Annotated in this window: 16 protein-coding genes and 2 pseudogenes; 7 read left to right on the top strand and 11 right to left on the bottom strand. The window is 57.7% G+C overall.

Annotation, left to right across the window (positions count from 1 at the left end):
* Window positions 1–195: 195 nt before the first annotated feature.
* Both AB4N33_RS18370 and AB4N33_RS18365 read left to right on the top strand, forming a co-directional pair.
* Window positions 196–1023 (top strand): enoyl-CoA hydratase/isomerase family protein, encoded by an 828-nt coding sequence (locus tag AB4N33_RS18370; RefSeq protein ID WP_476457940.1) that lies wholly within the window; start codon window positions 196–198, stop codon window positions 1021–1023.
* A 28-nt stretch (window positions 1024–1051) separates the two neighbouring features.
* The gene (locus tag AB4N33_RS18365) at window positions 1052–1474 is read left to right on the top strand and encodes an organic hydroperoxide resistance protein (protein ID WP_476457939.1); all 423 of its coding nucleotides are present in this window, start codon (window positions 1052–1054) and stop codon (window positions 1472–1474) included.
* Between the two features lie 98 nt (window positions 1475–1572).
* On the opposite strand, the gene AB4N33_RS18360 is transcribed toward AB4N33_RS18365, so the two are convergent.
* The 8 genes and pseudogenes from AB4N33_RS18360 to AB4N33_RS18325 all read right to left on the bottom strand — a co-directional run bounded on the left by AB4N33_RS18360 (window position 1573) and on the right by AB4N33_RS18325 (window position 11787).
* Complete coding sequence (locus tag AB4N33_RS18360) at window positions 1573–1908, bottom strand: DUF3077 domain-containing protein (protein ID WP_476457938.1); 336 nt, start codon at window positions 1906–1908, stop codon at window positions 1573–1575.
* Window positions 1909–2593: 685 nt separating this feature from the next.
* Window positions 2594–2686: pseudogene (locus tag AB4N33_RS18355) on the bottom strand (DUF3077 domain-containing protein); the annotation flags it as partial.
* A 45-nt stretch (window positions 2687–2731) separates the two neighbouring features.
* Window positions 2732–4054: a restriction endonuclease subunit S gene (locus AB4N33_RS18350; protein WP_476457937.1), complete on the bottom strand. Its 1323-nt coding sequence runs from the start codon at window positions 4052–4054 to the stop codon at window positions 2732–2734.
* On the bottom strand, window positions 4047–5591 hold the full coding sequence (locus AB4N33_RS18345) for a class I SAM-dependent DNA methyltransferase (protein ID WP_476457936.1): 1545 nt from the start codon (window positions 5589–5591) through the stop codon (window positions 4047–4049). The genes AB4N33_RS18350 and AB4N33_RS18345 overlap by 8 nt, the downstream gene beginning before the upstream one ends.
* Before the next feature lie 66 nt (window positions 5592–5657).
* On the bottom strand, window positions 5658–7169 hold the full coding sequence (locus AB4N33_RS18340) for an RNA-binding domain-containing protein (protein ID WP_476457935.1): 1512 nt from the start codon (window positions 7167–7169) through the stop codon (window positions 5658–5660).
* Between the two features lie 95 nt (window positions 7170–7264).
* Window positions 7265–9271, bottom strand: a complete 2007-nt coding sequence (gene hsdR, locus AB4N33_RS18335) for a type I restriction-modification system endonuclease (protein ID WP_476458835.1) — start codon at window positions 9269–9271, stop codon at window positions 7265–7267.
* A gap of 94 nt (window positions 9272–9365) precedes the next feature.
* Window positions 9366–10730: pseudogene (locus tag AB4N33_RS18330) on the bottom strand (DUF4145 domain-containing protein); the annotation flags it as partial.
* 199 nt (window positions 10731–10929) lie between these two features.
* A complete protein-coding gene (locus AB4N33_RS18325; RefSeq protein ID WP_476457934.1) occupies window positions 10930–11787 on the bottom strand; it encodes a hypothetical protein in 858 nt (285 codons plus the stop codon).
* Window positions 11788–12122: 335 nt separating this feature from the next.
* Between AB4N33_RS18325 and AB4N33_RS18320 the strand changes: the two genes are divergently transcribed.
* The 3 genes from AB4N33_RS18320 (at window position 12123) to AB4N33_RS18310 (ending at window position 17610) form a co-directional block, all read left to right on the top strand.
* Window positions 12123–13580, top strand: coding sequence for a hypothetical protein (locus tag AB4N33_RS18320; RefSeq protein ID WP_476457933.1), 1458 nt, complete (start codon window positions 12123–12125; stop codon window positions 13578–13580).
* Window positions 13581–13643: 63 nt separating this feature from the next.
* Window positions 13644–17012 carry a TM0106 family RecB-like putative nuclease gene (locus AB4N33_RS18315; protein WP_476457932.1) on the top strand — a complete coding sequence of 1123 codons (3369 nt, stop codon included), beginning with the start codon at window positions 13644–13646 and terminating at the stop codon, window positions 17010–17012.
* Window positions 17005–17610: an ankyrin repeat domain-containing protein gene (locus AB4N33_RS18310; RefSeq protein WP_476457931.1), complete on the top strand. Its 606-nt coding sequence runs from the start codon at window positions 17005–17007 to the stop codon at window positions 17608–17610. The genes AB4N33_RS18315 and AB4N33_RS18310 overlap by 8 nt, the downstream gene beginning before the upstream one ends.
* Here the strand turns inward: AB4N33_RS18310 and AB4N33_RS18305 are convergent.
* Entirely contained in the window at window positions 17576–18451 is an 876-nt protein-coding gene (locus AB4N33_RS18305) for a BrxR family helix-turn-helix transcriptional regulator (protein WP_476457930.1), read from the bottom strand. The two genes, AB4N33_RS18310 and AB4N33_RS18305, sit on opposite strands and share 35 nt — an antisense overlap.
* A gap of 120 nt (window positions 18452–18571) precedes the next feature.
* Between AB4N33_RS18305 and AB4N33_RS18300 the strand changes: the two genes are divergently transcribed.
* Both AB4N33_RS18300 and AB4N33_RS18295 read left to right on the top strand, forming a co-directional pair.
* Window positions 18572–18829, top strand: coding sequence for a hypothetical protein (locus AB4N33_RS18300; RefSeq protein WP_476457929.1), 258 nt, complete (start codon window positions 18572–18574; stop codon window positions 18827–18829).
* A gap of 9 nt (window positions 18830–18838) precedes the next feature.
* Window positions 18839–19891, top strand: coding sequence for an ADP-ribosylglycohydrolase family protein (locus AB4N33_RS18295; RefSeq protein WP_476457928.1), 1053 nt, complete (start codon window positions 18839–18841; stop codon window positions 19889–19891).
* Between the two features lie 422 nt (window positions 19892–20313).
* Here AB4N33_RS18295 and AB4N33_RS18290 read toward each other — a convergent pair whose 3' ends face one another.
* Both AB4N33_RS18290 and AB4N33_RS18285 read right to left on the bottom strand, forming a co-directional pair.
* Window positions 20314–21210: a hypothetical protein gene (locus AB4N33_RS18290; RefSeq protein WP_476457927.1), complete on the bottom strand. Its 897-nt coding sequence runs from the start codon at window positions 21208–21210 to the stop codon at window positions 20314–20316.
* The gene (locus AB4N33_RS18285; protein ID WP_476457926.1) at window positions 21210–21950 is read right to left on the bottom strand and encodes a DUF3944 domain-containing protein; all 741 of its coding nucleotides are present in this window, start codon (window positions 21948–21950) and stop codon (window positions 21210–21212) included. Before AB4N33_RS18285 ends, AB4N33_RS18290 begins: the two co-directional genes overlap by 1 nt.
* Window positions 21951–21995: the final 45 nt, after the last annotated feature.

Here is a 21995-nt window from a genome sequence, read left to right as displayed (position 1 = left end):
GGCCCCACTTGAAAGCCCAACCCCCACTGCTAGCCTTGATCACTCGGAGCTGCCGGCACAAGGCGATGTGTTCCGGGCCAACCCTTGAATCGAGCACGACTCGACCCCTCAAGCCGACCCTCGCCCCCTGACATTCATCGACCCCTGGCGAAGTCTCCGAAACCCTGCCCTGTGATAGCGCCCTGGAGATTTCGCATGAAACCGCAGCAGATCCAGCTCACCCGCATCACCCCCGAATACTGGCGAGTCACCTTCCACAACCCGCCCTACAACATCTACGGCCCCGAAACCATGCCGCAGCTGAACGAGGTGGTCACCGCCCTCGAGACCGATCCACAGGTCAAAGTCGTGGTGTTCGACAGCGACGTACCCGGCTTCTTCCTCACCCACTACGACTTCGTGCCACCGCTCACCGACACCACCAACATGCCCAACGGCCCGACCGGCCTGCCACCGCTGCCCGACATGCTGGTGCGCCTGAGCAAAGCCAAAGTCGTCTCCATCGCCTCCATCCGAGGCCGCGCCACCGGCGTCGGCAGCGAACTCGCCCTGGCCAGCGACATGCGCTTCGCCAGTCGCGAAAAAGCCATCCTCTCGCAATGGGAAATCGGCGCCGCCCTCGTCCCCGGCGGCGGCCCCATGGCCCGCCTGCCACGCCTCATGGGCCGAGGCCGCGCCCTCGAAGTGCTGCTCACCGGCAACGACATCGACGGCGAACTCGCCGAACGCTACGGCTACGTCAACCGCGCACTGCCCGACGCCGAACTCGACCCCTTCGTCGACACCATGGCCCGCCGGATTGCCCGCTTCGACAAACAATCCATCAGCGAAATCAAACGCCTGGTCGACGCCTCCAGCCTGCCACCCCAAGAAGCCATCGCCGCCGAATGGGACGGCTTCATCGGCTCAGTCCAACGCCCGGCCGCGCAGCAACGCATCGGCCAACTGATGGAACTCGGCCTGCAAGAAAAAGCCGACGTGGAAATACGCTTGGCACACTACACCGGCACCCTGGGTGAATAACCCACAGCAAACAAAAGGAGTCACCGTCATGAGCACTGGACTGGAAACCGTTCTATACACCGCCAAAACCCAAGTCGTCGGCGGACGCACCGGCACCGGCAAATCGAGCGACGGCGAGCTCGAAGTCACCCTGAGCTCCCCAGGTGCAGGCAAACCCGGCACCAACCCCGAACAACTCTTCGCCGTCGGCTACTCCGCCTGTTTCCTCGGCGCCTTACAGGTCGCCGCCGGGCAACAAAAGGTCAAACTGCCGCAGGACACGGAAGTGAATGCCGAGGTGGATTTGGGGAAAACCAAAAACGGCGAGTTTCAACTGGCGGTGAGATTGGATGTGAAGATCTCCGGCTTGGACGACAAAGTGAAGAAAGAACTGGTGGATGCCGCGCACGAGATCTGCCCGTATTCGCGGATGACGCGGGGGCATGTTTCGGTGGAGTTGAAGGCGTCTTGAAGCTGCTTCACCCCATGGCATGAAGCTGAAACCTGCAGCTTCACATTCAAAAGGGCAGCGTCACAGCTGCCCTTTTTCATTGCGAGTCGGCACGAGGGCTAACCGCCAGTCTTCATCGGCGGCCAACGACTCAACACCTTCTGCACATCATCAATCACCGCCTTGCTCATAGACGTCAAATGATGCGCCGCCCAGGCATGACGGTCGCTGTCGCGGGTGTAGGCGGCATCGGCGGTTAGAAGCTTGGCGAGGAAGAGTAGGTCGGAGACTTGTTCCAAGGCGTCGGCTACGGGAACGCCGCGGTTTACTCGGAAGAGGGGTTCGTTGTTGCAGTAGTGGAAGGGGGTTAGGCCGATGGTGGTGAGGCATTCATCGGTGTCTTCGGAGGGGGAAGATAAATCCGTTTCCGGAGGAAGAGGTGCTTGCTGGTGCATAGATGAAACTCCAAGTCAGAGAAAAGGAGCCATCACACTCGCTACCAAACGAGGGGTGGCGGCCATACGCGGGTTGGTAGACCGGCGACTTGGAAAACCGGCGCGCCCGAAAACGCCCCACGCATGACCACCTCTGAAGACTCAAGCCAAGGCTTGGATCAGGTGATGCTATGCACACAAGTCAGCCGGGCTACCAAACCCGATCGCTGTTTTGCAGCGACTGAGGAACGATAGGATCAGACTGAAAAGCGGACAAGCCGGCGGATTCTGGAGTGGGTGTAGGGAATGGCGCAAGGGGGTGTGGCTTACCGGAGGTGTATGTAGAGTGCGGTTAAACGTTTTGAGTATTGGCGAAAGAAAGGTCAACACTATGATCTGGAATGCGGAAAGCCTTTCACGTTTGAGAAAAAAGCTCGGCACTGGGTCGGCTCTCTGGAGTCTATTGACGCTATAAAGCCTGTTTTAGGCATGCGGCCAGTACGACTTCAGTCTGCTTTTTAGTCGCTTCGATCAACACTTGACGGTAAACGCGCTTTTTCTCGCCGGATTTCGCATTACGAATGAAATCAGCGAATGGACTCGTGTACTCCGTTGGCGACTTGGGCTTCATGCTGAGCATGGGGTAAATCCCTTGTTCTTTTTTTCGTTGAAGAAGCCCCGAGATCCAGGGCTCCGCAAGCAACTATTAACCATCAACTTTCATCGGCGGCCACCGACTCAACACCTTCAGCACACCATCAATCACCGCCTTACTCATCGACGTCAAATGATGCGTCGCTCAGTCGTTACGGTCGCTGTCTCCGGTGTAAGGCGGCATCGGCATTTAGGAGCCGGGGCGACCTCGCCTAGTCTTGGGTGTGGTCGCGCGTTGGACCTTGATGCGCTCCAATAGCACGCTGACTGGTTCATCGTTTGAGTCTTGGGAAACCAACTCGCCACGGAATGCCTTGGCGAGGATGCTTCGGGTCAGATGGTCGATGTGAGTTTTGGCTGAGGCAACTTTGGCTTCAAACTGGTCGGCGAAAGCGAATAGTTTTTCAACGCGGCGGACTATTTCGGTTTGCTCGGCAATAGGAGGGAGGAGGACTAAAGTATTCTTGACTGTTTCAGTTGTGATCCGCTGGTGGCCCGCTGATGACTTCAAGTTGTTTTTTATGTAGTCGAGATATATTCGTGATGAGAAAAATATTTCTAAATATGGGCCGGTATTATTATCTTTTAAACGCGCGCAGAATAGACGGTCGGGAAATTGTGTCGGAATTTTCGGTAGCGCTGTTACTCGCGCACACACACCCACGAATTCAGGTGATCCGCTTAGTCGAGTGAAAAGCAAATCTCCTTCTTGTACAAAGTTTCTATCATCTAATTCCTCGGCTGTATCAAAGTGTCGTATATCAGAAAAATCAACATTCATGCTTCTCACTGCGCTTGATCGAATTACTGGCACTCCCTCCATTAAATCAGATGGTTTTTTTGAAGACCCACCTCTGAATTCACGGAGTAAGCCGGAGAAAATCACAGTTTTCCATTCAAAAGCAGTTTTTGAGTCTTGTCTCCAACTTTCTGTCAGCGCTCCGTTAGTCGCAGCGGTGAGGACGGATTGGCGGAAGCGCTTGACCAACATTGGTATGCTGTCGATGCGGGTTTTCAGGGTCTCGACCTGAGCCATTAGTTCATCGAGCTTGGCGGCAATGCGGGTTTGTTCCGAGAGAGGCGGCAGCGGCACGAGGTGGCTTTCGAAGTTTCCTTTTGTAATATGGACTATTCCCATACCATGAGCTTTGGCGTAGAAATCTTCAATCGAAACTTCAAGTGCGTACTTGAGATAATTTTTATCGCAACCGCGAAGTTCATCTACTCGGAAAATATGTTGGTTCAGCCACGCATCACCGCTATTCCAATAATACACACCTAATGAGGCGGACCAAGAGACTAGAAGATCCCCATTTCGCACTAGGTATTTTTCCTCGTGTGAATCGTCTGCATAATTAAATTTTGCAGATGGGTTGTTCAGATTCTGGATGCGTATGATTGGCTTCCCGGTCTCAAGCCATTCCTCTTTTTTGAAAGCTTTCCCGTTCGTGAAATCGGCAAGATCACCCAACGAGGCCTGAGCCCAAGCCTTTGGCATTGGTAAATCACTCATGCTCAGCACCTACTTCCAGTCCCATCACTTCCGCCATCAACTGTTTCTGCGCTATTACCTCATCTCCGGCCCCCAGAGCCTTCATCAGCTCTTCCAGCTCATGCAGCGCCTCGGTCAGTTCAGCCATGGCCTCACCGGCCAGCACTTCCGGCGCGGGGAGGTCGGCTACGTTCAGACTGTTTTCGTCTTTGAGCCAAATGATATCCAGCGAATCGCCACGTTCACTGCGGATGTAGTCACGAGTAAAGCACCGGAAGCGGCTGGCTTCACCGACACCTTCAACGTTCTCGGCGCGAGGGCTTGCGCCGTTCGGGTCTTCGCCATGGGCGTCCTCAAACGGCTTGAGGTGAGTAGGGCCGAAGGGGGTGCGCTTACCGAAGCTAGGCATATTACTGCGCAGGTCATAGATCCAAACACGCTTAGTGCAACCTTCTTCCTGGCGCGGGTTTTCCACCGTACCCTTCTGAAAAAACAGCACGTTGGTCTTCACGCCCTGGGCATAGAAGATACCGGTTGGCAGACGCAGGATGGTGTGCAGGTTGCACTTGTCCATCAGGTCGCGGCGTACATCAGTGCCGACGCCGGACTCGAACAGCACGTTGTCTGGCAGCACCACGGCGGCGCGGCCGCCTGGCTTGAGGCCACGATAAATGTGCTGCAGAAAGGCCAGTTGCTTGTTACTGGTACGGTAGGTGAGGTCATCGCGGGTCGGGCCACCTCCGCCCTTGGCGGTACCGAACGGCGGGTTGGATAGGATGACGTCGACTTTAGGCAGGCTGGCGCCGGTCTGGCCGAGGGCGTTGCCCAAGTGCACCACTCCTTCCTCATCGCCTTCCATGCCATGCAACAAGGTGTTCATTAGCGCCAAGCGTCGAGTGCCGGACACCAGCTCAACGCCGACAAAGGCATGATTGCGCTGGAAGGCCTGGGCATTGGCATCGAGGTCGTAATGGTCGTCGGTATGGCTTTTGATGTAGGCGTCGGCAGCGATCAAAAAACCCGCAGTACCCGCAGCCGGGTCTTGAATGGTCTCGCCGGGCTGCGGCTTGATGCAGCGAATGATGCTGTCGATCAGCGGACGCGGAGTGAAGTACTGGCCAGCGCCGGACTTGGTCTCGCTGGCGTTCTTTTCCAGCAAGCCTTCATAGAGGTCGCCCAGCCCGTCCTCGCGGGCGCTGAACCAGTCGATGCCGTCCAGGCTCTTGATCAGCTGTTCGAGGTGTCGCGGTTGCTGGAGGCGAGTCTGGGCGTCGGCATAGATAGCAGCGATCAGCGGGTCCGGGTTTTTGCCAAGGTCCAGCAGCATCTGCCGGTAGTGATCGAGCAGGGTCACGCCGGACTTGCCAGCCAGGTCTGGCCAGCGCGCGCCTTCGGGCAGTTTGTGGCCGAAGTTCTCGTTGTTCTGCACCTGTTCGTATTCCATCTTGATGAACAGCAGCAGCACGAGCTCGGTGACGTAGTCGCTGTAGTTGATGCCGTCGTCACGGAGGACGTCGCAGAGGTTCCAGAGTTTCTGAACGATATCGGAGTTGGTCATGGGGTACCTGTGGCGAAATGTGTAAAGCGCCAGATTGCGCTGGTGCAAAAAAGTGGTTGGCTAGGCTCAGTCGTCTGAGGAACGTTGTTCAGCCTTTAGCACACGGCCGGCCGCAGTCAGGCGGTAGCGTTGTTTGCTGCTGTTGGGCTTGTCCGGAATGGTCATCTCGACCACGCCAAGCGCCAGTAATGGGGCCAAAACCTGCTCGCGGAACTTGCTACGGTTGCTGCGCCCGACGAAGGTCATCAGCTCTGGCGCAGAGTGATCGCCTGCCATCCTGTACAGCAGCGTTAACTGCTCTTGCTGCAAAGGCAGGCGAGTATCGACCTGTTGTCCTTCGACAGCGGACTCAGTCCCTACTTGGTCCCTACTTAGTCCCGACTTAGTCCCTACTCGGTCCCCGCTTGGGCCCGAAAGAGGCCATTTTTCAATGGCGCGCTCAATCACCACCTTGAACTGATCACTCTGCCGGTCGTCCTCCAGCCGGATCATTGGCCACGCATCGATAGCGCGCGGGATGCCGGTGCCCAAACCGCGATAGGGGAGAATGTGCACAGCATGGGAGGTGAGCGTCGGGTTACGGCGGTTGGACAGGCCGAATCGGATTTTCTCGGTATCGAGCACGTCAGGCAGGTGCCCAGGACTGATCAGTTCTATGCGATCGGCGAAGATCATGATCCGAATGGAGGCGCTGACAAAGTAGTCGCGGTGGATCAGGGCATTGACCAGCAGTTCTTCAAACACCTCCTCCGGCACTTCCAGCTGGCCGAGGGAATTGAAGCCCTGCTGGCGTTGCACATGGCGCAGGTTACGTTTGATGAAGGCGAGACTGCGTCGGTATTGCTCCGGCAGGTTGCCGTCGATGTCTTCGCTGTCGAGGTAGTGGCGGTCATGCAGCACCGTACCCGGAAACGCCACCGCTTTGATGTCGAACGCAGGGCACAGTCGTTGTGGCGTTCTGCCGAAGAGCAACAAACCGGCCAAGTTAGGTATGCCGCCGCTGGCGAGGCCGAGGTTTTCCAGGATTTGGATGGTTTCCAAACCTGCTTGCTCGGGGCTTTGCCGAAAGCGATGTTGGAAGTAATCGCCCAGCGCCTGAGTGTCGATATCCGTCACGCTGCAGCCCGCGACCGGTACCGCATCGGCGCGCACCAGCCCGGCTTGCTGGAATAAACGCTGTAGCTCTTCGCGCGCCGTAACCCGGCGTTTATCGGCCCCGTTCTTGACCCAGATGCGACCCTGGTTGTCGACGTAGGGTTTGTTCAGTCCTTGTTCGACTGTCACCACCATGACCAGTCCGTGCTCGGTCTGAAGGTTGCTGGATAATGGATTGATCGCCGGGCGGACATTCTGCGAGGCCGCGTTGGAGAGCAACTGATTAAGTCGCGCAACGTCGATGCTACCCAGCCCGCTAAACTCCCCTGAGTCCTCTACGCCAATTATCAGATAGCCACCCGACGTATTGGCGAACGCCACCAACTCGGCTGCCAAGGCATCGATATTGTTGAAATCGCGCTTGAACTGATGGCGACTGTCCTCACCACGGGCAAGGATCTGATGAAGCTCGGCAAGGGTCATGAAGCGTCTCTAGGTGTCCCGGTCATGGGGCGTACAGGGGGGGCATTATCCCCCATGGGCGAGCACACTGGCCATTGCCGTGTTCACCATCGGCCTCATCCCGTTTGTGTCCAAAGGTTGTCATTCAAGGCATCGAGCACCATGCCCAGATTGCCGCCGAGCATTTTGTCCAGCCGCTTGCTGCCGCCATCATTTCTGAACGCTTCACCAATCTGCTTCTTGTCAATAACCACTTCGTGCACCAGTTGTCTGGAAAGGCGGTCCAGCCACCTTCGCTGGACTTGAGTCCAAGGGTGCAGGGCGTAAATCTTCTCCATCGCTTTGGATACGCGCTGTTCGAATGGCAGCAGCGCCCCCCCGAGGGCTGCGCGGCGGATGAAGCCGACGATGCTGGCCGCGATCTCCTGGTTGGTCTGGTTGCGCCAGGCGCTTTGCAGGTTCACCTCGCTGTAACCATGGCCGTCGAGCAACAAGCGCACTTCGCGCAGTTGTTCACGGGTGAGATCTTGCGGACGGTTGACCACTACGCCCAGGGCCACCGACTGGTTCAGCTGATTCCTGACGAAGTCATTGAAGCTTTCCAGATAGTCGGCGGGCTTATGGTAATCGCCGTAGTTCTGCTCACGGGTCATCAGTTCGTCCGTGTGGGTGGAGATCACCGGGTAGTTCAGCGACCCCAGCAGGGCATTCACCGTGGCGAGTTGGTTGAGCAATTGAGCATGCTGTTGAATGAACTGGGCCGCTTGCTGCGGACCGAGCTTGTGCAGGTGCTGGTGCAATTTGTCGGGGGCTACGCCCCAGATATCTTCCAGTTCAGCGAGCTTGTCCTTGAGGATTGGCTTCTGCTCGGCTTTATGGGTGGCTTTGCGCAGGATGCGCATGACCCGCTGGCTCAGTTGGTCCAAAACGTCGTGGGCATGGCTGGTGTCTGGCAGGTTGCCCGGAGCATCGAGGCTGGCCGGGTTGGTCAGTTCGCTGACCAGTTGTTCCAGGCTGATGTTCGGGTCCTTCACCAGCGGCTTCATTGTATCGACTGGTTCGAGCGCTGCGTACAGATCAACGGGATCGTAGATCTTGAACACCGTCTTGCCGATGTCATCGCAGCGACGAGTCGCGCGGCCCTTCATCTGTTCGTAGAGGATGCGCGAGCGCACCCGGCGCATGAACACCAAGTGGCAGATGCGCGGCACGTCGATACCGGTGGTCAACAAGTCGACCGTGATGGCAATGCTCGGGTAGCGCTCGTTCTTGTACTGGCGGATCAGTTGTTTGACCTTGTCACTCTGCCCAGTGATGATTTGTACAGCCGCCTGGTTGTAATCCTCGTCGTGAACGTTCTTGAAGGCTTCGTCCAGGAGGGTTTTCACCCGCTCGGCATGCGCCTGGTTGACGCAGAAGATCATCGTTTTTTCGTCGCCCAACGGGTCGAGCTCTTGTGCCAGTTGCTCGCAGATGACCTTGTCGAAACCGGGCGTAATTACGCGACGATTGAAGGACTCGATTTCGAAGTCGAGTTCGTCCTCGAGTTCGGCGACATCCACTTCGCCAGTGCTCGTATCGATGACGCTGACGCTCTCGCCCTTCGCAAAGTGAATGCCGTTATCACTCAGTTGGGTCTTGTAGCGGATGGGCGGTTCATGATCGATCAACCAGTCGTCAGCCACAGCCTCACGATAGCTATAGGTGAATATCGGGGCACCGAAGACTTCACTCGTGTGCTTGGCTGGCGTGGCTGTGAGGCCGATGCGGCAGGCGTCGAAGTAATCGAGCACGCGGCGATACTGCGACAGGTATTGGTTGAAGTCGCGCACCGTCAGCTCGCCCTCAGTCATTTCCTGGTCGAGGGTGTAACCGCGGTGGGCTTCGTCGACGATGATGCAGTCAAAGGCATCGATGGGCGGCGGAGTGTCTGACTGGAAGATGCGCATGACCATGGCCTGCACAGTGGCGACCTGGACCCGTGTTTCTGCTTCGGCAGCCATGTCGCCAAGTTCTTTGATGTTGTAGATTTGCGCCAGCGTTTGGCTCTTTTCCAGCGTCGCTTCGTTGAAGGCTTCGATGGCCTGCTGCCCGAGGGCGCTGCGATCTACGAGGAAAAGAATACGGCGAAAGCGCTCGGCCTTCAGTAAGCGGTAGCATCAGGCCAATGATTGTGCGCGTTTTGCCGGTCCCTGTGGCCATGGCCAGCAGGCATTGGCGGCGATTGGCCGCCAGCGCTTGCTCGACGGCGCGGATGGCGTTCTCCTGATAGCCCCGAAGCTTGAGATAGCCGAAGCCTTCCTGTTTTAGCATCGCTTCGGCGTCTTCAGTGTTGCGCTTGAGCAGGTCGAGCAGGCCGTCTGGTGTGTGGAAGTCCTGCAACGGCCGGCGCAGATTGGCCGGGCTGCGCAAGTCGCGGAACCAAATGCCGGACAGCTCGGCGAGTTGTTTAATGTAGGGACGACCATTGCAGGCGAACGCGAACGGGACTTTGAAGTGGTCGCCCTGGCCGTCGGCCCAACCCTCGCTCTGCCCGGCCGGTTGCAGATCGTTTGTCACGATCAACTGGCGTGAATAGCGCTCGGCTTGGGGGATGCGGTCGGCTATGTTGATGCGCTTACGCTTGGCTTCGACGATGGCAACCGGCATGAGGCCAGCGAATAGCACGTAATCAGCGTTCTCTTTCGCTTTGCTGGTTGGCCATTCGGCGATGGCCTTGTTTTTGCCCTTTTCGGGCCGAGCGCCGTTGCTGTAGGTCAGGTCGAGTGAATCGGCCTCCCAGCCCGCATCGTTCAACTGTTGATCGATAAGGATACGGGTGAGGTCTTCGTTGAGGTCGAACTGGCTGCTGGCTTGCTGAGTCTTGCGCGTGACCTGCTGGACAGCTTTGGGCTGATCCTCAAGTTGTTGCTGCAGCACTTTCAGCCGCGCTTCGAAATCGACTCGGGCTTTGGATAGCTCTGCCTCGCGCTCCAGAGCAATCTGCTCGTAGATACGCGCTTCCTCGTTCATCTGTCCGGCGAGACTGGCTTGCTCTTGCTTTTCTTGCGCCAATAGCTCGGCTAACTGGTGGTTGCTCTCGAGTTGCTGACGACTGTCGCCCAGCTCTGCACGAAGTTTTTCGATCTGTCCCTGCAGCTCACGCAGAGGCTCACTCGGATCCACCGGAACCATGAAAGGCCCGGCCTTGAAGGCGCTGCCGCCCTTGCCGAATGACTGGTGGTACCAGATCGCCAAGGCGCGGGCGACCCTCAGCCCATCCAGTGCTTCGCGATGCAGGGTGCGGAATTCGTGGGTCGCCTTGTTGCCTTCGACCCGCAGCGTATGGAACAGGTTGCGGATGTTGCCGTCAAGCTGGATTTCACGGCTCAGGCGATACAGCAGGTCAGCTTGGGACGTGGTGGCGTCGAACTCAATGCCTGCTCTTACCGCCAGATCCTGGGCGAGCGCTTCGCCCAACTGCCGCAGTTTGATCAGCGTCGTGTTGGGGTCACTGGAAAAAACTCGCTCGGCCGTATTGGCAAGTTGAAAAAAGACCGGATCGTGTTCTTTGAAGAAGGCGAAGTTGCTGCTCTCTGCCATGTTCCATCCTTGAGTGAGTCACCGGCCATCCCGAGAGTGCCGACGCAATAAGGGCATAATGCCATGCGAAGCGTGGTGCGGGTATTACAGTGTGTGCTTACGAGCGCTTGGAAAAACAGCCCCGCGTGGTGACAGGGCTCTTCTGCATTTTATGCAACTGCGCCGATAACCATCACAGATCGTCGGTGAGCTCGCAAAGCTAGTCCCCTGTGTACCCTTCATCCTCGCAAGGCTCCCAATAAAACGTAAACAGCACCAACTGCTCCACCGGCTCATAGAACATCATGATCAGATCCGCCCCCCAGCTCTGGTAATGATGTGCGGGTACGCTCGCCACGTGATGAAACATATGGCCAGCGGGGCTGTACGGGTATCCTGCCGTTACCCCGTGCTCCTTGCTTCTCGCATAACCAATCGAGAGGCTGGGATTGGGGAATTTCGAGTAGTCCGCCACGCCGCCAATCTGCTCGACAAACGTCATCTGCTCAACGTCGTACAGGGGGACACCATCGACTAACGCCGATGGGAAGAACAGGCGCCCCGAGTTCCGATAAAGCTCTTTGGCCGCTTCATAGGCCGTTTTCTGATCCGCGTACATTCTTTGCAAACTCAGCCGCGCCTCCACATACGGGTCGGCCAAATGTTGGTTATCCGGATGGAGGAAGAAATAGCGCGGGTCGCCCATCAGGCGATACTGCCCCTGCTCGACCTTGAAACCAATCCAGTTGGTATGCACGAGCGGAGAATGCCACCAGGTGTCCTCCGTCGCTTGACCCACGAAGTGATGTTCTGACGGCTCCATGGGACCCAGCATGGTCAGATACCCGGACCATTCGGGATTGACCACGCTGAGGTCGATGCCAAAGAACGGTTGCAAGTGTTCGATGAGCTCCGCGTGTTCGGGCACGAAAACTGTCTCAGGGTCCGGGAATGGGCGCAGCCCATACGGTACCTCGGTGTAATCCGGCCAGCGTTGCTCCACCTCACGAAGCATATCCGTGAACTCAAGGTCTTTGTGCAACCCTTTCCTGTAGTCGCTTAGCAGGGCTTGTGCCACACCAAAATGTTCCGAACTAAGCTGTCCCAGATCATCTGCGGACACTACGTGCCTGTAAGGGGCACGCATCGACCGCACGATCGATCGTAAACATTTCGCGGAGGCACTGTGGTCGTTGACGAGCACGTCCTTGTATCTGAGAAAGGCGGATTCGCTAATGTGTTGTCGTCCTTACTACATGTCCGTGAGTGCCCCCCATATTGTTGCCGGAGAGTATTTTTTTCTGAGCCTTGGCACCTGCTCCAATTGTTTACCTGTATGAACAGCCAACATGGACGGGCCCGGCGCTTTTGCTTAGGGTATGGCCATTCGATACTACCTGCAAGGCAGCCGGCATGAAGCGTGAACAGTTTTTGCTCCAACCTGAAGTCGAGGCTTTTGTTGACTGGTTGGCGACGAATTTGCCAACCCTGACGTTCAAGCTTCGTTTCAAATCCAGCAAATTTGTACCGGGTGGTTTGCAGGAGGATGTTCGCGGTTTCGAGCAGGTGCTGGCGCACTATCGTTGGAAGGCCAGTTGGCTGGACAGCAATCAGGCATCGGTAGACTCGCAAACCTGGGCGCAAACGCAACGTTCTCTCGGTCAGCTTCGTGAGTGGCTCAAAAGTGCAGTCGAGCGCGGTGATGAGCCGCAAGCGCTGCAGGCGTGTTTGCAGATTCTTCGTTGGGGCGGCGTGCGTGGTGCCATCCCGTTCTTGCATCGCCTGGCCGCCAAGGGTGAGTTGTCCGCTTATCTGCGAAAGATGGCCGGGCTCATGGCGCTCGATGGCGACAATGACCTGGATGAGCTCGATGCGAACAGCGTTGAACGCTTCGACGCGGGTCTGACCAAGATTCACGCGCTGCTGGATGGGTCGGGTTCGCCGATTTATGACAGCCGCGTCGGTGCGGCCATGGGCATGCTCTATTCGTTGTTTCGTGAGCAGTGGGCTGGGCGCGGTAAGCCGCTGTTGTCGTTCCCGTCCGGTGGTGCGCTCGGCAGCCAGATCCGCAATCCCGGCGCGTTTACCAACGGCTTGGCGGCGCCGCAGTTTTCTTCGATTCGTTATGAGGTGTGGGCGCGCTGCCAGGTACGCCTGGGGTGGATCATCCGTGCTTTGCTTGAGCGTACCGAGTGGTTCGCCGACCAAGGCACACTGCCCGCGCGGTGTCATGCGTTCGAGGCCAGCCTGTTCATGCTCGGTTATGACCTGCGCTGCTTTGGCGGGACACTGAAAACTACCGCGCTCCTGGAGAATGAGGACGAACCCGATCGCGAGAGCACGGGCTGGGTGCCGACGGGGAATACATTCAATCGGGTGATCGCGGATTATCTGGAGTTCCGCCGCGACGGTGGGCAGCCGGATAAACCCTCTTTCGTTGACTGGCAGGTCGCGAACCGTGCTGTGTCCCGCTCGACCGCGCAAGGCAACTGTTTCGCGTTTTCCATGCAGGAGTTCGACCTGTTCAACCGTTCACTCGAAGAGCTGGAACGGATCGCTGCCGGTGGCGAAGACGGGTTGCGTGCGGCCTTGTCCAGCGAGGTGCTGGAGCCCTTCACCCTGGGTGACGAGCGGGTCAACGTGTGCCTGGTGGATGTATTGATCACGGGACGCGCGTACCAGCGAGAAGCGACGGGCGAGGCGCGTGTCGAATCGATCCTGGCCGCTGGCTACGCAGGCACGCCCAATTCCGGCAATACGCTCATGGCGTTGGGCCGCAATGTCGGCAAGCACTTTGGTTTGCTCGACGCCGACCATTTGCCTACGCCGCTGTTCGAGCGGTTCTTCGGTGAGTGCTCGCTGGAGGCCTGAGCCTCCCATCCGCCTCGATTACCGTGCAGCGGCCCCGAGCACATCACAGGATTAATCTCGACCATGCAAATGCGCAATGGCACACGCCTTTATTCCGCCTCGGACCTCTGCGGGTTTCTTGAATGCCAGCACCTCACGGCGCTGGACCTAGCGCACCTGGTCAACCCGATGGAGAAAACGCCATCGAGTGACCAGAACCGCTTGATTCAGGACAAGGGCCTGGCCCACGAGGCGGCTTATTTCGATCGCCTCAAGAGCCAATACGCCAATGTGGTCGATATCGCCGAAGGTGATCCGAGTTTCGCCCGCCGTGTCGAGCTGACGATTCTGGCCATGCAGGCGGGTGCCGACATCATTTTCCAGGCATCGCTGCAGGACGGCGCCTTGATTGGCCATGCCGACTTTCTGCGCAAGGTGCCGGTGCCATCGGCGCTGGGCGACCATAGCTATGAAGTAATCGACACCAAGCTTGCGAAAACCGCCAAGGCCAAGTTCCTGGTGCAGACCGCACTGTATTCGCGCCTGTTGGAGCCAATCCAGGGTGTGCAGCCGCAGTACATGTACATCGTGCTCGGCGATGCAGAGCGTACGGAGCAGGCCTTTCGCGTGGCGGACTACGCTGACTATCTGGAGCATGTGTTGCAGCGCTTCAACGCCTTCACCAGCCTGGCCGAGCCGCCCGCCACTTACCCTGACCCCTGTGGGCACTGCGGGTTTTGTGCTTGGCGCGAGCGCTGTGACGAGCAACGCCAGCAGGACGATCATCTCTCGGCCGTCGCGGGTATCAGCCGTTCGCAGATCAATAAACTGCACAACGCTGGCGTCACGACGCTGCGCCAGTTGGCCCAAAGTCCGGACACCTTGCGTGTCGCCAACTTGCAGTGGGAGTCGTTGAACAAGTTGCGTCATCAGGCGCGCTTACAGTTCCAGGGGCGCAGCAGTGATCACCCGCTGTTCGAGCTGCTGCCACCCGCCGGTGTGCACCGTGGTTTCAACCGCATGCCGCCAGCGGTGGAGGGCGATCTGTTTTTTGACATGGAAGGCAATCCGCTCGAAGAGGGTGGCCTTGAGTACTTGTTTGGGCTCTACATCAACGAGGGCGGCAAGCAAACGTTCAAAGCCTTCTGGGCGCATAGCCGCGCGGAAGAGCGAATCGCTTTCGAGCAATTCATCGACTGGGTGACTGCCCATCTCAAGCGTTACCCCGACGCGCACATCTACCACTACGCCAGCTATGAAGAGACGGCGATCAAACGCCTGATGAGCCAGCACGGTACCCGAGAGGCACAGGTGGACGGCTTGCTGCGCAACGGCAAACTGATCGACCTTTACAAGGTGGTGCGTGAAGCGATCCGGGTGTCGGAGCCCAGTTATTCGATCAAGAACATCGAGCACTTTTACATGGCTCAGCGTGAGGGCGATGTGACCAATGCCGGCGCCAGTATCGTATTTTATGAGCAGTGGAAAGAAACCGGCGACTCGGCGTTGCTTGAGCAGATCGAGCGCTACAACGAAGACGACGTGAAATCCACTTATCTTCTGCGTAACTGGCTGCTGGAGATCAAACCGGCGGATGCGGGTGAGCTTTTGCTACCAGAGCCTGTCAGCGTGACTTCCAGCACCGAGCCCACTGACGTGGAGATTCGGCTGGAACAATATCGCCAGCGCCTGCTCGATGGACCGCACGCCGAAGACCCTGTACGTGTGCTGACCTTCCAGCTACTCGACTTTTATCGTCGCGCCGACAAGCCGACCTGGTGGCAGATGTTCAGTCGCCGCGATATGACTTCCGAGGAGTTGCTGGAAGATATCGAAAGCCTTGCGGGTTTGCAGCGCACGTCGACACCGCGTGAACCGATCATGAAGTCGTTCCTGTACGAATACCGTTTTGAGCCGCAAGAGACCAAGCTGCGTACAGGCTCAAAAGGCCGTATCGCCGGAACCCAGACCAGCATCGAATTGCATCACCTGGATTTCGACCTGGGGCTGGCGACCTTCAAGGCTACCGAGCAAAAAGCGCCACCCGAATATTTCGACATGATCCCCAATGGTCCAATCCCGACGGATTCGCTGCGTGACGCGTTGTTTCGGTATGCCGACAGCGTGCTGGCAGGCGGCAAGCGTTTCCCGGCCGTGACCGACTTCCTGCATCGACGCCTCCCACGGGTGAATGGTGTAGATCCGGGAGCACCGCTGCTCGATCCAGGCTTGCCACCGTTGGACGCCATCAAGCAAGTGGTGCGCAATCTCGACCAGAGCGTGCTGTTCATTCAGGGCCCACCGGGCACCGGCAAGACTTACACCGGCTCGCACGTCATTGTCGATTTGCTCAAGGCGGGTAAGCGCATCGGCGTCACGTCCAACTCGCACCACGCCATCAACAACCTGCTGGCAGCGGTGGAAGCGCGAGCGCTGGAAGAGGGCGTCACGTTCAGCGGCTTGAAAAAGTCCTCGGACGGAGAGGGCAATGAATTCAAAGGCCGCTGCATCCGCTCCATCGAAAACAAACAGGCATTTATCGCTGCCTGCGGGCCATCGATTGGCTTGACCGCCGGCACGGTCTGGATACTGGCGAACGAGGCGTTTACCGAAGAGTTGGACTACCTGTTCATCGACGAAGCCGGGCAGGTGAGTGTGGCCAACCTGGTGGCCATGGGTATGGCGGCTCGCAACATCGTGCTGATGGGGGATCAGATGCAACTGTCGCAGCCGGTGCAGGGTGTGCACCCGGGACGCTCCGGGGACTCCATACTCGACTACCTGCTGGACGGCACGCCGACCATTGCGGCGGACCGCGGCGTGTTCCTGGCAACCACCTGGCGAATGCACCCGGATGTGTGCTCGTTCATTTCCCAGGCGGTTTACCAAGGGCAGCTGTGTTCGGCGCCCGGCACTGAGCGACAGGTCCTGCTGCTGGACGGCGAACGTCCGCAGATACCTGCCAGCGGTCTGATGTTCTGCCCTGTTCAGCACGATGGCAATAGCCAGAGTTCGAGCGAGGAGGCCGCGCAGGTCAAAGCGCTTTACGCCTACTTTTTAGAGCAACGGTTTATCGACAGCGAAGCTCAGGAGCACGCGATCGGTATCGAAAACATCCTGGTCGTGGCGCCGTACAACTTGCAGGTTCAAGTGCTCAAACAGGCACTTCCCGCAGGTGCCCGTGTGGGTACCGTGGATAAATTTCAGGGGCAGGAAGCAGAGATCGTCATCGTGTCGATGGCGACTTCCAACGAGAACTACCTGCCGCGTGACATCGGTTTTCTGTACTCGAAGAACCGCCTGAACGTGGCGGTCAGTCGCGCCAAATCCCTGGCCTGCATCGTCGCCAGCCCGGACCTCACCGTTGTCCGTTGCCGGACACCCCAGGAGATGAGCCTGGTAAACGGTTTGTGCATGGCTGTCAGACATGGTGCGGTAGAAAGCCATGCTTGAGCACATGGAAGACCGAGTCGAGCTTGGCCTGAACGACTGGCACCTGTGTGTATTGCTCGATGTGGGTCCGCCGCTCGATCCCCAAGGCATGAATCAGCGTGATCTGGCCGGCGATACACCGCTGGACATGGCCTACCGTCTGAGCCGTCGGGAACTGGCGGGCACGCTTGAGTCACTGGGTGCGATTGGCGATCTGCAGTTTCGCGATTGGCCTGGTTTGGGGACTTTCATGCCCCACGACAAGTACATTCACCAACCGGCCCGATTCGGCAATGTCGACATCCTGCACGCGCGTCACCAGCTCGGCGGCAGCCTCAACGACCGGGACGTGCTGGGCAATACGCCGCTGCATTTGCTGCTGATGCATGGGCACTGGAAGGCCGCCCGGTGTTTCATCAGCCACTACGCCCAATACGGCCTTGATCTGTACGCGAAGAACAGCGAGGGCAATACCCCACGAAATATTGCCCAGCTCAAAGGTGAACACGCGTTGGCGCAAGCGCTACTCGACGCTGAGGTCGACAACAGTGTGCGTGCGCTGCGTGTCTGGCGAGAGATGGGGCTTAATCATGCAAGAGCCACGGACGCAGCTCCTTGATATTGCTGACCACGATCTGCTGGGCCTCGGGGTTGGTGGCCTGGTTTCTCGGATCTACCTGATAACGGCGTAATACGTACTTCACCAATGCCTTGCGACTGGGGACTACCAGTTGGCTATCGGTCATGCCGAAGTCGGTTTCGATGATGGCCTGCTGCGCGGCGTTCAAGCGGCCATCGGGGGTGAAGATGATCGGCACTTCGGTGTTCCACTCTTCATCCAGTTCGCGGGTGTCCTGCGACTCGTCGAGCAGGTCCGGCTCGCCACGCAGTCGGCTGAGTACAAAGTCGCGGTACTGGCGGTTCTTCTCGCAATACGCGCGCACATGCCAGCGCATGCCGGTGTAGACCAGTGTGTGGGGGGCAATCAGGCGGATTTCCACGTTTGGCGTGTTGAGCGACACGTATTCGGTTTCCAGGCGTAGGCCATCGCGGCAAGCCTTCAGCAATGGGCGCAGAACCTCCGGCCGAATCGGACGGTCCGGGACTTCCAGGACTTTTGTGTGGGCGTAAGCCAAGGCGAGCCCATCAATGTGCAGAGCACGCTCGTTGTTCTGGTAAAGCAGATGCAAATAGGCGCTGGCGCTGTCGTCGATAAACAGCGGAGAGAACGTCTTGCTCGGGACGTAGCCTTTTATTTTTTTGTCATATGTAAGGTTTTTAGGCGCATGTTCCGTGATGTACGTGTTGATGTCCTTGGACGCCTGCTGGCGGCTGATGCCGAAGCTCTGGATCAGGTGTCCCGTAGTCAACCGGCCCTCCCACCAGGCAACGGTCTCGATCAAACGATAGCGAAGTGCCAGATCCCAGCGAACCTGCTCGATGGATTGCTTGCGTTTCATACCCTCTCCATGTGCGCGAATACTTTACCTGTATAAGTCTACATTCTAGACCTGTCGCGTTGCACTACATATCTTGTGTCTGGCATTCGAGATGAATTGAAGTCACGGAAGGAAGTGGACATGAGTATGTCGGAAATGGTTTCGACAGGGGCGTTTGTGATGATGGTGGCAATCCTGCTGGTGTTACTGCATCAGTGCCTGAGATTGCGTGAACTCTGGCATATGGCGCTGGGCTGCCAAAAAAATGCACGCACAGCGCGGATCTCGGAAATGGAAAACCGCGAACTGCGTTCGGCGTTGCGGGCCGAGAAAGAACACGTTCAGCAGTTGCAGAGAAAGCTGGTGATTTTGCAGGAATTGATCCCTGCTGAGGGATGAGGAAAGGACATGAACAGACTTGAACGGATCAAGGGTTGCCTGCTCGGCGGCGCTGTCGGTGATGCGCTGGGCGCCCCGGTGGAGTTTCTCGAGTGGTCTGCAATCGAGGCCAGGTTCGGTCCTCAGGGTATCGTTGATTTTGCGCCTGCTTTTGGTCTCACAGGCGCCATCACCGATGATACGCAAATGATGCTTTTCACCGCCGAAGGCTTGCTGCGAGCCTATGTGTGCGGCAGCTCTCGAGGGGCGTGCCATGTCCCGAGCATCATTCATCATGCGTTGCTGCGCTGGCTGATAACCCAGGACTACCCTGCGGCAATGCCGATCGACGTGGACGGCTGGTTGATACAGCAATCGCAGCTCTGGTCTCGGCGCGCCCCTGGCATGACTTGCCTGAGTGCACTCAAGGCCAGTCCGAGGCTCGGCGCAGTTGCCGAGAACAACAGCAAAGGCTGTGGCGCCTTGATGCGCGTTGCACCCTGCGCCTTTTTTGCCAACGCCTTTGACTACGCGTCCCAGTCTGGGCGCCTGACTCACGGGCATCCTACGGGGTATCTGGCGGCCGGATTGTTTGCCGATATTCTCCAGCGCATTGTCGATCAGCAAGACAGCCTGGAGCATGCGGTTACTCAGAGCCTGGCCAAGTATGGACAGACGCCGGGTATGGAAGAAACACGCAGTCTCATTGAGCGTGTACTTTTCTTCTTTTACGAGGGCTACCAGCCGACGCCTCAGCGAATAGGCGAGCTCGGTGGTGGGTGGGTCGCCGAAGAAACGCTGGCTATCGGACTGTGGTGCGCATTGTTTGCGGACTCGTTGGAAAGTGGTGTCATCACAGCCGTAAACCACGGCGGCGACAGTGACAGCACTGGCTTGATAGCAGGGCACCTGCTCGGCGCTCAATACGGCGAGGCAGCCATCCCGAGTCGCTGGCTCATCCAGTTGGAACTGCGCGAGGTGATCGAGCAAATGGCCGAGGATATCGAGCGCATTCCCCGTGAGTATTGCGGTGTGGGTGGTGAGGTAGACGGACAAATTGAGCGGGCATATCCCGGCCATTGAGTCTATTACAGGAGAACGGTCATGCCAATGCGCCCGAGGCCTTTTACCTTTGTCTGTGACAACTGTGGCTGGAAGCAAACCGTGGCACCTTTGAGCGATGTATTGCGGCCAGGGGAGTGGTTTGAGCGCTGCCCGAAATGCGGGAGCCAGAAATTGCGGCAGCGAGCGGCGGGCTGGCTGGAGAGGACTGCGGCAGAGCTTGTACGGCGCTGGTGCCGGCCTCAGGTAAGGGCAGCGATTACACCTCGCGAGCGGGTGTAGCGTTTGCGCCATCCATGACCTGCCAGGCGGCATCGTGAGGCCCCAATTTTGATCGACTGAGCAGCTCAAAAGGGGGCGTGTATCCGGGTTGAAGATCCGGACCTGATCGCTTGTAAGCAAGCTGCAACAAGCGATCAGGTTTCAGTTCTAGAGCTGGGTACTCAGGCGGCTTCCAGAACAGCCATGCGACCATTGGGCAGGGACAGTAACAGCCGATTTTCTTCCGAGTGGATCAGCTGTTTGGCTTTGTGCTCGATACGATGGAATATCTCGGCCTTTTCGCCGATGCTGCCGCGGATCAGATTGCGGTGTTGTTCGTTTAAGAAGTTTTTGTAGAGGCTCATTGCGCCCTGATAGCGTTCGGCGCCGTCCTCAAGGATTAACTGAGCCAGTTGTGGTTTGCCGACGCGGGCGGCCAGCAGGTACTCGGTGTGCATTCCCAATGGCATGATTTCCAACATCATGTGGGCGAAGTTGACCACCAGCTCGTAATGTTTGTTGGTCAGTTCGTTGCTGTGGTGCGCCAGGTTGAGGATATTGTCTATAAACGATAGCGCGTGGTTGCGCTTGGCCGCAGCGGTCGCCAGCAGCGGGTAGGCCATCTCCTTGATCTCGTGGGCCAGGCTGCGGTCTTTCAGCAGGGTGCGCGCGAGCTCTATTCCACCGATGTAGTCGGTGACTTTGTCCATGTAGTAGACAATGTTCTGGGCGTGCAGGTCTTTGGCTATTTCGTCGACAGTGTTCTGGATTTTGTCGAGTTTGGCGGCCAGATATTTGGTCTGGATGATCAATGCGCCAAGGATGACGCAGGTAGACGCGGCTGCTGCCATGACGGTGGTCATTTGTGCGGCCTTGATCGCTTCCTCGGCGGATTTGATCATTGTCTCCTTGAACGGCAAGTGTTGAATGATCCCTGTCTCACCGCTGCCTGCTTTCCAGTAGGCCACGCCGTCATGAATAACGGCTTTACCCTGAGCCAAGGCATCGAGCAACTTTTTGGAGAAGGCGGCCTCATCGAGAACCCAAATTTTCTGCAGTAGGTCGGCGGCAGCTTGCATCAGAAACGGTCCTCTTTTTCGTATTTGCGGCGCATATAGGCAATCTGGATAACCGCTGGGATGGTGACCCGGTAGGCAGTGCCGCTCAGCAACGGTATGGTCACGGCAATCGCCGCGACCGGCCCGGCGAACGCGGCCACGGCGCGTCCCCCAATCAATGCCGCGGCGCCTCCTGCGCCCACTACCAGGGCATTGCCGAAGTACTGACGGGCGGAATTGGCAAGCCAGGCAGACCACTCGAAGGAGCCTAAGCCACCTGAGCTGATCGCTTTGATAATTGCGGTCAGGGGCATCGAGTCAATGGCATCGGGCAGGTTCATCGACTCCATCGTCTTGCGTTTCTCGGCGTCAGACATGCTGTCCCATGATTGCTCGACCAGGCGTTCGATTAACCTGTTTTCGATGTCATAGGCAGGCGTTTTGCTGTCGTACTTGGCTTTTGCCTTGTCGCAGACATCGCAAAGCATCTCCTTGTACAGCACACCCTGTCGGCGAAACAGATTGACGATCGAGTCGCCGCCAAAATGCTGCAGCTCACCGGCTACCAATCTCCAACTTTGGCGCCACTGGTTTGGCTGGCCTTCAAGTTTCTTGAACTGCTCATCGTCGGCGATCTCACTGGCCACTCGCTTTTCGCCGTCATTATCGAACATCAAGTACTTGGCCAGCTGATGGATGTCGTCCTCTGTGCAGTACTGGAGAAACGCCAGGTCGTCATCCTGTCTGTAGGTGATGCCCATTACCGGAATCCTTTGAACTGTTGTGGAAAATGTGGCGAACTCGGC

It is taken from the genome of Pseudomonas sp. S1_E05 (assembly GCF_056337105.1).
The sequence above is the reverse complement of the archived record's forward strand: the minus strand, read 5'-3'. Positions and strand labels throughout refer to the sequence as shown.